The organism is Paraglaciecola sp. G1-13 (assembly GCF_055809255.1).
In genome coordinates this window covers 3,425,504-3,438,281 of sequence record NZ_CM147903.1, presented here as the reverse complement: position 1 = coordinate 3,438,281, position 12,778 = coordinate 3,425,504, and the positions used below count along the sequence as shown (strand labels likewise).

Sequence of the window (12,778 nt, the reverse complement as noted above, 5' to 3'; positions counted from 1 at the left end):
CTATTTCACTGCTTTTCAAACTATAAATAGTGATTTATGTTAATTTTCTGTCAAATTAATTTACATTTGCCTGCCGTTCGTATTTTGTGATTTTTTAAATGTCTGATACATAAGTTAAAATTAAAGTGGTGTTGTTCTTGCTGGTAAGGCTGTGATTTTACTAAAAGGAATGTCACATGCAGAAGAATAATAGCAAAAAAATACGTTCTAACTTGATCACTAAGATGGCCAAACTGCTGAGTTTAACCGCTGTACTCAGTTTGTCTTTTAATGCTTTAGCGACACCCATCAATGGTACAGGCAATATTACGCCTGACGTCATTTTTGGCGATGGTAATGCAAACGGCTCGTGGACAGGGGAAGCATTGAATGGCGTTGAAGTAGCCCTGCGAGGAAAGCTAAGATATAACGCTTCCGGAAGTCCTGAAAATACCTTTAACTACGACGGCGATCGTACTTATACATTTGACCCTACCTTAAGCTTATTACCTGCAAATCGTTCAGTATTTAATTTCGAGTACGCGGTGAATGTTGACGCGGGCGCTAACGCATCGGGCGCGATGTTAGATGATTTTACTTATCTGTTTGAGTTTGATGTAGACCCCACAGCCGGCACTGACTTTGTCAGTTTCGATATCATTACCTTAAAGACTGACAACGAACTGGGCGATAGCGGCACTGCGAATGGTGATGGGTTAGTGGATGTTGCTAACTACGCCTCTAATTTAAGTAATTATAGTGTTGCGCAGAATTCTCAGAATCGCGGCTTTGGCTATTCTGGCCTGCTTGATGCGGCTACTGAGGGCATGTTTACTTATAACTTGACGGTACTAGATGCAAATGGTGGAGAATTGGCCACCAGTTCAATTGATATTGTGGTTGGAAGTGTCCCGGTGTCAGCACCATCGACTTTTGCATGCTTATTTACAGGTGTATTTGCGCTTAGTTTCGCAGGGTTGCGCAAACGTAGAAAACAAAATAGATAACGGCTAAAGAGTCACTAAAAAGCTAATTAAAAGGGCTGCTACCTCAATGAGATGATTGAGGTAGCAGCCCTTATTCCTTAATTTAATCTCTAACGGTTTTCTAATCGATTGTAATCCAGCAGTCCACCTTCGATCGGGTTGTGCTCCATGAAGGTTTGATTGAGTTTATCGCTGAATGCCCAAAAATCTTTGGTTGTGCGCCTTACCGCAAATAGATCCAAGAAGGCTTCATAATCTTGTTCGTTTTCAATTTGCTGAGCTTTCGCCACTAATTTGGCCAGATCTGCTTCTTTTACCCGCCAGAATACATCGGGATAACTACCAAGTAACCCATGTACTAACGTTACGTCATCATTGGCATGGTCGCGATTAGCATCTTCAGAAAACAAGCTGTTCACATTGAAATGCGCACTGTTTCTGACCAAGGTGAAAATCTCTGGTTTATCACTGTTTGTGGGCTCGATCATGATCATGCTCAGCTCGGGCAATATTGAGGCGCTTTGGCCTTTGATGTTGGCTAATTGTCCGAGCAGGGCTTTGCTATTTTGACCTAATTCGCTGTCTTGTAATCGGTAACGGCTGGGTTGCACGTCTTTCACATGTTCAGCAAAAATATCATATAGTTCTTTCTTGTGGTGCTGGGTTTTAAACTGCATACCACTAGGTTGGTCGAACGGGTTGATTTTACCCTCAACAAATTCGGTTAGCTCTGGCCCAGCTTTTTGATACCAAGAAGCCAACTCTTCGTGACGCGTTTCAGGCGGTAAAAAGGCCAAAAAGTTTGATTCACCTTCCATGCGCAGAAAGTCCATGTACAGGCGCGTCATCAATTGATGGCCATAATTGCCATACACATCAAACCCAGCGACTAACAGGTAGTGAATACGCTCTAGTAATGCGTAGTCGATAACCCAAGCGGTTTTGGGAGGCTTACCCACTAAGCCTTTAATGACGGTGGCATTGTCAAAGTGACGAAACACCGTCAGCGTGGCGTTGTCATTTTCACCGTCACCATCCCATATATCGTTAGCAGTGAAATGCTGGCCATCTTCCAAGGCGGTTGCCATGAAATCATGCCGTGCACGCATGTAATCACCTTGTCGTGAGGCATATTCAAGCCAAGTTACCGCAAATGCGGTGCTCTCGTGTTCCGCAGGGAGGCGAAGGTTGTCTTTTTGTGATTCGTAGAAGGCGTGTATCTTGGGTGAATCTGCCACTTCTGGTTTTACAAAGTAAACCCAGAAACGATCATTGATGACATTCAACGCCACCTGACCACGACAAACGGGCCCTTTGATGTAACCCATAATGGTGTTCTGTGCACGCTCGAGCATAAAGCGGTAGCGCGCGTTTTCCGGTAATTGAGTGAAAGCCGTTAGCGGGTTTGCCGCTACTTTTGGCTGATAGCTAGGTAACTCGGTCACTGTGTAGTCAGCGTCTACAAACCACTTCTGCCATTTGTCGGTGAGTGCTTTGTGAATAGCATAAGGCTGGTGTGTTTTGTTGACTATGGTCGACATAACAGGCTGCAAGCGGTAATAAACGCGCTTTACCCCTGGCTCATCAAAAGGGCGGCGACTCGGAATGACATCAATAGCTTGCCCTGATGGCGTTCTTGAACGCACAAGATTAAAAAACTGTGGCTGGGTATTAGGCGCGGTTATCTCACTAAAGTACAAATGAGAGCTAAACAAGTGTTCATAAATGTAGCGAGCACTTAACTGCATTTTCAAATCGTCAGCATTTAAAAAGTCTTCTAACGAGTTTATCGCTGTCTCTTGGGCTTCAGACAGTGGTGCGCGAGCAGGCATATAAGCGCCGCTCTCTATCCAACTCATGAGTATATTGTGCTCCTCACCGGTTAATTCTGGGAGAGCGTAGGGCATTCCACCAAAGGCTTGGCTTGTGGCATAGCCATCAAATTCCGAAATGGTAGGACATTGTTGGCTGCGATCGATAGAGACATCGAAGCGTTCGTCTAATAATTTGTCGTCAGGTAAAGGGTGTTGCTGTTTAAGCTTCAGCATTTTTGCTAAAACTGACGCCTGCGTGTTGGCATTAGGGGTTTGTTCTCGCTCATTTAGCACAGGATAAAAGCCACGCTCGCGCCAGTCGGGAGAATCTAATGCGTCTAAAAACAATCGATTTGGCGTGGCGGCAAGTATACGCGAGCCATGGTAGACAACTTCTTTACTCGCGCCGCGATCTATTCCTTCTGGCGAGCTCATCTTAAGCTGGCAAGGGGCGTCGTAGCAGGCATGGCACACAACACAACGCCCTTCAATTACGGGTGCTACTTTGGTTTGGTAGAATGCGGTGGCAGGGCTTTCTAATAACGCTTGCGTGACACTGGCTGGTGCGCGGTTCACTGGGGCTTCGTGGCCATAAAGCTTGTTGAAATCAAGATTGGCAATGGTCGTGCAACCCGAACAGACGAGAATGACGGCGATGAATATTTTAATCCATCTGGAATGTGTATTTTGCATAAAGAGTCCAACTAAGGCAGTCACTCTGTGTTTATTTAAAACCGAGCGGTGTGGGGTAGCGTGTGTGTTTGCCGCGCAGTTTACCCTTTAGCGGATACCGACTCAACTGAGAATCACTCAATTTGAGTGCTTTGAGGTTTATTTATCTCTGCGCCAGTCGCGCATTATAAGGGGGCAATTATGTACTTACTTGACAGTGATACACAAAGCAGGAACCCTACCGTGAACTCTTTGACAGACATTCGATAATTTATGCAGCGCGACGAAAAGGTGACATCGGTATTCGGTCATATCCTCATTATTATACTGGCGGGAGAGTTGATTTTCGCTTTACCTTTTCATCTAGCACGCTTTTTTCGACCAACGTTCCTACAAGCGTTCGAGCTAACAAACACCCAATTAGGCGATATTTTCGCTGTCTATGGCGTTGTGGCTATGCTGTCATATTTCCCCGGAGGCATAGTTGCTGACAAGTACCCCCCAAATCGCCTTATGAGCATTTCACTGTTGGCGACAGCGGCGGGGGGCTTATATTTACTCAGCAGGCCGAGTCATTTGGGACTTACACTGCTTTTTGCTTATTGGGGCGCAACCACTGTTTTGGTTTTTTGGGCGGCGATGATTAAAGCCACTCGGCTTTCGGCTCCGCCCCATCGTCAAGGGTTCGCATTTGGTTTGCTCGATGGGGGGCGTGGGTTAGCGGCAAGTCTGTTTGCCAGTGTAGGCATATTGTTATTGAGCCTTGGGACATTCAGCTCGCAAGGCGATTTCAACAGCTCAACTGAAGCGTTCGATGCTATGGGCATGCTGATTATCTACTACAGCACGTTAACAGCATTAGCAGCTGGGTTAACTTGGTTTTTTGTCAGTTCTCAAGCTGATAATCCATCTGACACGTACGCTCAACAGCAGCAACAAGCACCTGGTTTGTCATTCGCTTCGACGCTTATTAATCCCTTGGTATGGCTGCAAGGGGGGATCGTTATTTGCGCTTATTGTGGCTATAAAGCGCTGGACAATTACAGCCTTTTCGTCGTGCAGCACTATGGTTGGTCACAAGTGGAAGGTGCCAAGTTTATTACGTTTGCCAGTTATATGCGCCCCGTTGCCGCGATTGGGGCAGGGTTACTCGCCGATCGCTTGCGTACGAGTAAAATGACTTACTTATTGTTTGCCGCACTGGGGGCGGTCTTTGCGGCGATTGCGTGGATGACGCATTTCAATGCAGGAGTAACACTGGTGTTAGCCATGTTGCTGTTTACCTTTTTTGCAGTATTCGCTTTGCGTGGAATTTACTTCGCGCTGGTAGACGAGAGTCAAATTCGTATGGGGGCGACCGGCACTGCTGTCGGGATCATATCAGTACTGGGGTTTACGCCTGATATTTTCTTTGCATCGATCTCCGGTCGTATGCTGGATGCCGGACATAATGGCTTTGCGTATTATTTTTTATTTATTGCCGCGATTATGTTTGTTGGCTGTTTTTGCGCTTTACTATTGGCTAAAAAGGTCAAGAAATTGCGCTCGGCATCGGCTGCAAGCCCTAAAAATTAAGACCCGACGTCAACATTATGAAGGCGCTATTGAGGTCGTCGAAATGTTGCTGTGTCGCTAAGGGACGTCAAAATGTCATATTCGCAACATATCATTAACGCTTAACATCTGTTTTAATTAGCAAAATTATAAGTAAAAAGTAAATCTATGTTTGGTATTTTTAAACCTGCTTCACACCAACCTCGACTCCCCAAAGAAGAAATAGACAAAGAATACAAAGCCCTGCGTTGGCAAGTGTTTATCGGTATTTTTGTGGGCTACGCTGGTTATTATTTAGTGCGCAAAAACTTTTCTTTGGCAATGCCTTTTCTGATTGAAGAACAAGGTTTTACCAAGGGCCAGTTAGGGATTGCATTATCGGCGGTCTCTATTGCTTATGGCCTGAGCAAATTTTTAATGGGCAGTGTGTCTGACCGCAGTAACCCCCGTTATTTTTTGATGACAGGATTACTAGTATCCTCCGGCGTAATGTTTCTATTTGGTTTCGCCGACTGGGCTACCCAAAGTGTTGCTAGTATCTTTGTGTTGCTGTTTATCAATGGTTGGGCACAAGGCATGGGATGGCCAGCATGTGGGCGGACCATGGTTCACTGGTATTCAGGAAATGAACGAGGCCGAACGGTCTCGTTTTGGAATATTGCGCACAATGTTGGCGGTGGCTTGATTGGTCCAATATTTATTTTAGGTATGGCGTGGTTCAATGACTGGCACAGTGCCTTTTATATGCCGGCTGCTGCAGCAAGCTTAATTGCCGTGTTTATTTATTTTGTAATGCGCGATACACCCCAGTCATGTGGTTTGCCGCCAATAGAAGAGTATCGAAACGATTACCCTGCTCAGTATTCTCAAAGCCATGAAGAAGAACTAACGGCAAAGCAAATATTTATGCAGTTTGTACTGAATAACAAATTGTTGTGGTTCATCGCTGTGGCGAATGCGTTTGTCTATTTAATACGTTACGGCGTGCTTGATTGGGCGCCTACCTACTTGTATGAAGTAAAAGACTTTTCATTTGATAAAAGCTCATGGGCTTACTTTCTTTACGAGTGGGCAGGTATTCCCGGCACCCTATTATGTGGCTGGATAAGCGACCGATGGTTTAAAGGTCGACGAGCACCTGCGGCCATATTGTATATGTTATTGGTCTTGGTGGCAGTTGTGGTTTACTGGTTGAACCCGGCAGGTAATCCGACCATCGATATCGCTGCTCTAATGGCAATTGGCTTCTTGATTTATGGGCCTGTCATGCTGATCGGTTTATTCGCTCTTGAGCTGGTACCTAAAAAAGCTGCTGGCACTGCCGCTGGCTTAACCGGGTTATTTGGCTATTTAGGTGGAGCAGTTGTAGCCAATATTGCGCTTGGCTATACGGTTGACCATTTCGGCTGGGACGGTGGCTTTGTATTATTGGTTGGCGGTTGCATAGGCGCTATTTTACTTATCGCGTTAACCTTAAAACACGAAGTCGCACATGAAAGCCATCAGCGGGAAGAAGGCGCTCAACTCCAAGAAAGTCAATAGTAAGAGCCTTAGACCATCAGCGTTAGGCTTAAGCCGTTAGTTGGGTGCTAGCCTTTAGCACTCAACTTATAGCTTCTACAAACTCAGAGTCTGCCCCTCTCTGTTTCACCCCTGTTGAGACTAGAGATGGGAGAGCTTTGCAGGCAGCTCTCGCGCAGCGTGAACTTACTTAGCATACAACAAGACTAGGCACTTCCTTTAAGATCCAAAAAACCTAATATCGTCAGTTCGTTGTCGATAATTGTTACAGAACTTCTGTGTTCTCTTTACCTTCTAGAGCCCCTAATCTAAGGGCGATGGGCGCTTACAAATCTATTTATGGGCTGATTATATGCATGATAGAAGAGGTAAACGTTTGAACGCTCATGACATTTCCTCGCCAAAGCGATAAGCTAAGGAGATATTTCAAGTGGAAAAACAAACATGACAAATTCTGTAGTGATCAGTGGTTCAGGATTATGGAATCCACCACATAGCATCTCAAACGAAGAGTTAGTAGATGCGTACAATGCGTATGCTCAGCAGTTTAATGAGCAAAATGCCGATGAGATTGAATCAGGTGCGATAACAGCGAAACCTTTCTCTAGTGCTGAATTTATTCAAAAAGCATCCGGTATACGCAGCCGTTATTGCTATATGAAAGATGGCGTACTGGATATTAACCGTATGCGTCCCATCATTCCTGAGCGCGGTGAAGAAGAATTATCTGATCAGGCCGAAATGGCGATCAATGCGGCTAAACTGGCCCTTGAAGCGGCAAATAAAACCGCTGAAGATATCGACGTAGTGATTGTATCTTGTGCATATACGCAGCGCTCTTATCCCGCGTTAGCCATCGAAGTGCAAGGCGCTTTGGGGATCAAAGGTTTTGGTTTTGATATGCTGGTGGCGTGTTCAGCAGCAACATTCGCTTTGCATCGTGCTTATGAAATGATCAGTGCCGGAACGGCAAAGGGGGTATTAGTGATAAACCCTGAATTGACTTCACCACAAGTCAATTATTGTGACCGTGACAGCCACTTTATCTTCGGAGACGTGGCAACCGCTATGGTGGTGGAGCATGCAGATACCGCGACGTCTGAGCACGTGTTTGATATTTTAAGTACCAAAGCGATTACTCAATATTCAAATAATATTCGCTCAAACTTTGGTTATGTTAGCCGGGCTAACGATGTTGACCCCTATGGAGCAGATAAGCTGTTTCATCAAGAAGGACGTAAAGTTTTTAAAGAGGTGTGCCCTATGGCGGCTGAGCATATTAGCGAGCACTTAGAGCGACATCAGTTAACCAGTGCTGATGTGAAGCGTTGGTGGTTACACCAAGCAAACATCAACATGAACACGCTTATCAGTAAAAGACTACTAGGCCGTGAAGCGACTGTTGAAGAAGCACCGATTGTATTAGACAGGTACGCCAATACGGCATCTGCTGGCTCAATCATTGCGTTCAATCTACACCACAAAGACTTACAGGCCGGGGATTACGGTTTACTGTGTTCATTTGGCGCAGGATATTCAATCGGCAGTTTGTTAGTCAGAAAAAGGTAACCTTGTTACGCTAAGGCGCTTGAAAAACACAATAGCAATCACGTCAGGGACAACACCATTATGCTAGCAGTTTGGGGATATGCAGCCAGTGCTTTGGGTTACGCACTGTTGCTGCTGTTATTGTTAACATCGCGCAAGTCGGGCTTAGCTAAATATTTATTAATATTGGCCACAGCTGCTACGTGTGTGTGGTCCCTTTCACCTTTTTTTATTGGCGAATTGACCGTAGAGCGTCTCATCGTTTTTGATAACGTCAAACAATTGTTCTGGCTGCTATTTCTGGCGGCGTGTTTAAAAGACAACTTTACCAGCTTGGTGGGCGTGCTTAAGCGCCCTGAAACATGGTTAATTCTGGCGTTGCCAATTACTGGCATAATTATTCCTCTGTTTCTAGATGTTAACGACAGTTGGTTGTTTTTACTTCAAACCATTCTGGCACTACAAGTGTTGGTTTTATTAGAGATTATCTATCGCCAATCAGGTGAAAACCGTTGGGCGTTTAAACCGCTAATTTTATACTTAGGCGCCACAAACCTGTTTGAATTTGTCACCTTCGCCAACGCGCTTATGGTCGAGCAAATCGACTTGACGTATATCGCCGCCAGAGGCTTTATTTACACCGCTATGATCCCGCTACTGGTGCTTGCTATACGCCGTGTACAGCATTGGGGCGTTGACATATTTGTTAGTCGTGAGGTGGTGTTGCACAGCTCTTTGCTACTGGTGGCAGGGTGTTATTTGTTTGTCATGTCGCTTATCGGCTATGTGGTGAAATACTACGGGGGAGAGTGGAGTACTTCAATCCAAGTCGCGCTCATATTCCTGTCGTTGGCGTTGCTTGCCACGGTATTTTTGTCAACGAGCTTTCGCACCAAGGTCAAAGTGTTTATTACCAAACACTTTTTTGCCAATCAGTTTGACTATCGTTATGAGTGGGTCAAGTTAACCAAATCGTTAGAAAGTAATCAGTCTGGGCAGGCTGTTTATCAAACTGTGCTAAACGCTTTTTTGCAGGCGATGGATTACCAATCTGGCTTGCTACTTAAGCGAGTCGATAGCAAAGTAGAATACCTAGCAGATGTAGACGCTGAACCTTTATGCGAAGAGCAGCTCGAAGTGATGAGGCAATTTTTTGCGTTTTTTGAGCAGAAAAACTGGATCATCGATATGGCGGAGCTGCGCACCAAGCCCTATGTGTACGAGGGCTTAAAAGTGAATCACGGGACCTTGAATAAAATTGCATTCCAATTGGTTATCCCTATCTATCGAGGCGATACGCTGTGGGGGTTAGTGTTGATGGGCAACACCAATGACACATCGCGCAGTTTAAATTGGGAATTACGTGACTACCTTACTGCGGTGACCGCGCAAATCACTAACTTTTTATTTCATCATGAGGCCGCAAAAGAAGTGGCTGAAAATGCTCAGTTCGCTGCATTCACCCGTATGTCGGCTTTCGTGTTGCACGATTTGAAAAATGTTTTGGCACAAATTGACTTAATTTTGTGTAATGCTGAGCAGCATAAGGATAACCCCGAATTTATCGAGGATACCTTTGAAACGCTGCATCACACCAAGGCTCGCATGGATAAAATGTTACGCCAGTTGTCAGAGAAGAATGCAGAGCCAGCGAGTCAGCACAGGTTAGTCAATTTGTCGGGGTGTATCGAAAACGTCATTGAACAGCGCTGTGCAACATACTTGCCCAAGCCAGAATTGAGAATCGATAGTGAAATAGATGTTGTGCTTGACCAAGAAAAGTTCGCCAATGTGATGTATCACTTGATCAGCAACGCGCAACAAGCCACCGCCGACGATGGTTTTGTGCGGGTAGATGTCTGCCATGCCCCACAAAACGAAAATATGGTGGTGACTATTTCAGATAATGGCTCGGGTATGAGCAAGAGTTTTATTCAGCAGCGCTTATTTACGCCTTTTGATACCACTAAAGGCAATGCCGGTATGGGCATAGGTGCTTATGATGCTAAAACGTTTTTAGAGAAAATAGGTGGTTTTTTACATGTTCAAAGTGAAGAGAATGTTGGTACAGTCTTTACGTTGAACATACCAGCGAACTAATAGAATAGCTTGCAAGGATAAAGGCATGGAAAAGATTTTAGTCGTTGATGACGACTTAGGTATTCAAAAGCAGTTGAAGTGGAGCTTCTCGGGCTATGATGTGGTGTTTGCAGATGATCGCACCTCTGCGATCACTCAGTTACGCCGGCATGAGCCTAAAGTGATTACCCTTGATTTAGGGTTGCCGCCAGATCCTGCCAATGCCACTGAGGGCCTAGCTGCGCTTCAAGAAATACTTGCGTTATCCCCTAACACCAAAGTGATTGTGGTAACTGGCAACAACGACAAAGTGAATGCCCTAAAAGCGATTGAGCTTGGTGCGTATGATTTTTATCAGAAACCCATTGACTCAGATACGATTCAAGTATTGGTCAGCAGAGCAGCACAGCTCTACGATTTAGAGCAAGAAAATCGTCACTTGTCTGCGGTGGCGCCCTCAATGGATCGTATTATAGGCAACAGTGAACAGATTTTAGCGGTCAGTAAAAAAGCTGAACGCATTGCCCAAACTGATATCAGTACGCTGTTATTAGGGGAGAGTGGCACGGGTAAAGAAGTGTTTGCGCGCAGCATTCACGAACACAGCTTACGCAAAAACAAAGCTTTCGTTGCTATTAACTGTGCCTCGATCCCAGAAAATTTGCTCGAAAGTGAACTGTTTGGTTATGAGAAAGGCGCGTTTACAGGCGCAAATAAAACCACACCGGGCAAAATTGAAAGTGCTCAAGGCGGTACACTTTTTCTAGATGAAATCGGTGATATGCCTGTAGGCTTACAAGCTAAGATGCTGCGTTTTTTACAAGAGCGTGTTATCGAGCGAGTCGGCGGGCGTACTGAGATCCCAGTCGATATTCGTGTTATTTGTGCGACCCATCGTGATTTAAATAGCATGGTCGCACAAGAGACCTTTCGCGAAGATTTGTATTACCGGATAGGGGAAATCAACATCGTGATACCGCCACTGCGTGAGCGTGGTAACGATGTGATTTTGCTGGGTAAAACCTTTTTAAATCAATACAACGAAGACTTCAAAACAAAAGTGAAGGGCTTCAGTGACAGCGCAGCACAAGCCATGTTGCAGCATCGCTGGCCGGGTAATATTCGTGAATTACAGAACAAGCTTAAATCTGCGGTGATCATGGCTGAGTCCGCTTATATTCAACCTGATGATTTAGGTTTGCAGGTAAATGAAGAACTCAACACCATGCGCACACTTAACCTGCGTGAAGTGCGCGAGGAAGCTGAGAGCAAAGCTATTCGTTATGCGTTTCAAGTGGCCGAGCGCAATATGTCGCGCACTGCTGAATTACTTGGGGTGACACGCCCTACGCTTTATTCGCTGATTGATAAGTACCATCTAGAGGACATTAAAACTGGTTCCTAATGTGAACAACGTGTGTGAAGGGTTACCCGACGTTCGGCTAAGCCTTGTGTTTGAGCATATATAAATGCGGTGGCTCAAATACACATTAGCTTTGTTGTCGTTGGTTGGCTTATGGTTTGTAGGGTTAGGCCTAAGCACATTTATACCCTTGCCTGCATCTTTATTAGGTTTGTTAGTATTGCTAATGGGTTTGATGTGGCTTAAGCGCGTTCCTTCTGCTTTGCTCAAAGTGTCGCAGTTTGTGCTTGGGCATATGCTGGTGCTCTTTGTGCCAGCGACCATGGGGGTGCTGCTTTACGCTGAAAAGTTAGCGGATAATCTATTGTGGCTAATATTGAGTATTGTTGTCAGCACCGTGCTCAGTCTTGGAATAACCGCATGGATTTGCCAACGCTTATGGCAACCGACCAACCAACACCCGTCTACGCCTGATGAAGATTGACATCTCAGCCAAGGCTAAACAAATGCAATTGATAGTGACATCATGCTAAACACTTACAGCGAGCAATACCCTCTCGTCTCTGCGTTGATGTGGACGACCATTACCGTGGGCGTGTATTTGCTTTCATTGACCGTTTTTCGCCTACTAGGCCGACGCCCGGCATTTCATCCAATGATCTTTTGTATTGCCATGCTCGCGGTTGTGCTCTTCTATGCTGGCGTCACTGTTGAATCATACCAAGGAGATACGAGCCTGCTGACGTGGTTATTAGGCCCAGCGACAGTGGCGTTGGCCGTTCCTCTCTACAGCCAAATAAGAAGTCTTCGCGGAAATGGCCTAGGCATTATGCTGCCGATTTTGATTGGTGGTGCCATTGCGCCTATTTTGGCTCTGGCCGGTTTGTATTTTGTGCCTTTGGACAGCGACGTAAAGTTAAGCTTGTTGACCAAGTCGATTACAAGTCCATTGGCGATTGAGACCAGTCAACATATTGGCGGTATTCCTGGGCTTGCTGTCGTGATTGTTATTTTTACCGGCATAGTGGGGGCTGTATTTGGCTCCATAACGTATCGCATATTTCGCGTCACGTCCCCCCAAGCGCAAGGACTTGCTTTAGGTACTGTCGCCCACGCAATAGGTACTGCTCAAGGATTTCAGATGAGTCAGAAAATAGGTGCATTTGCCACCATAGGCTTGTGCATAAATGGGGTACTAACGGCCATTATTCTGCCGATTATTTTTTTCCTTATCAGCTAATGGTACGAATACTGCAAACTTT

Annotated in this window: 9 protein-coding genes; 8 read left to right on the top strand and 1 reads right to left on the bottom strand. The window is 45.4% G+C overall.

Features of this window, described 5'->3' with window-relative positions:
• Positions 1-176: 176 nt before the first annotated feature.
• Positions 177-986, top strand: coding sequence for a PEP-CTERM sorting domain-containing protein (locus tag AC0L6N_RS14665; protein ID WP_473475486.1), 810 nt, complete (start codon positions 177-179; stop codon positions 984-986).
• Positions 987-1,075: 89 nt separating this feature from the next.
• Here AC0L6N_RS14665 and AC0L6N_RS14660 read toward each other — a convergent pair whose 3' ends face one another.
• On the bottom strand, positions 1,076-3,472 hold the full coding sequence (locus AC0L6N_RS14660) for a fatty acid cis/trans isomerase (RefSeq protein ID WP_473475485.1): 2,397 nt from the start codon (positions 3,470-3,472) through the stop codon (positions 1,076-1,078).
• Between the two features lie 252 nt (positions 3,473-3,724).
• On the opposite strand from AC0L6N_RS14660, the gene AC0L6N_RS14655 reads away from it, so the two are divergent.
• The 7 genes from AC0L6N_RS14655 to AC0L6N_RS14625 all read left to right on the top strand — a co-directional run bounded on the left by AC0L6N_RS14655 (position 3,725) and on the right by AC0L6N_RS14625 (position 12,756).
• Positions 3,725-5,026, top strand: coding sequence for an MFS transporter (locus tag AC0L6N_RS14655; protein WP_473475483.1), 1,302 nt, complete (start codon positions 3,725-3,727; stop codon positions 5,024-5,026).
• A 147-nt stretch (positions 5,027-5,173) separates the two neighbouring features.
• A complete protein-coding gene (gene glpT, locus AC0L6N_RS14650) occupies positions 5,174-6,547 on the top strand; it encodes a glycerol-3-phosphate transporter (protein WP_011576034.1) in 1,374 nt (457 codons plus the stop codon).
• A 423-nt stretch (positions 6,548-6,970) separates the two neighbouring features.
• Positions 6,971-8,095, top strand: coding sequence for a beta-ketoacyl-ACP synthase III (locus tag AC0L6N_RS14645; protein ID WP_011576033.1), 1,125 nt, complete (start codon positions 6,971-6,973; stop codon positions 8,093-8,095).
• 60 nt (positions 8,096-8,155) lie between these two features.
• Positions 8,156-10,174, top strand: coding sequence for an XrtA/PEP-CTERM system histidine kinase PrsK (prsK, locus tag AC0L6N_RS14640; protein ID WP_011576032.1), 2,019 nt, complete (start codon positions 8,156-8,158; stop codon positions 10,172-10,174).
• A gap of 25 nt (positions 10,175-10,199) precedes the next feature.
• Positions 10,200-11,558, top strand: coding sequence for a PEP-CTERM-box response regulator transcription factor (prsR, locus tag AC0L6N_RS14635; RefSeq protein WP_011576031.1), 1,359 nt, complete (start codon positions 10,200-10,202; stop codon positions 11,556-11,558).
• A gap of 64 nt (positions 11,559-11,622) precedes the next feature.
• Complete coding sequence (locus AC0L6N_RS14630) at positions 11,623-12,000, top strand: CidA/LrgA family protein (protein ID WP_473475481.1); 378 nt, start codon at positions 11,623-11,625, stop codon at positions 11,998-12,000.
• A 42-nt stretch (positions 12,001-12,042) separates the two neighbouring features.
• Complete coding sequence (locus tag AC0L6N_RS14625; protein WP_473475479.1) at positions 12,043-12,756, top strand: LrgB family protein; 714 nt, start codon at positions 12,043-12,045, stop codon at positions 12,754-12,756.
• Positions 12,757-12,778 lie beyond the last annotated feature (22 nt).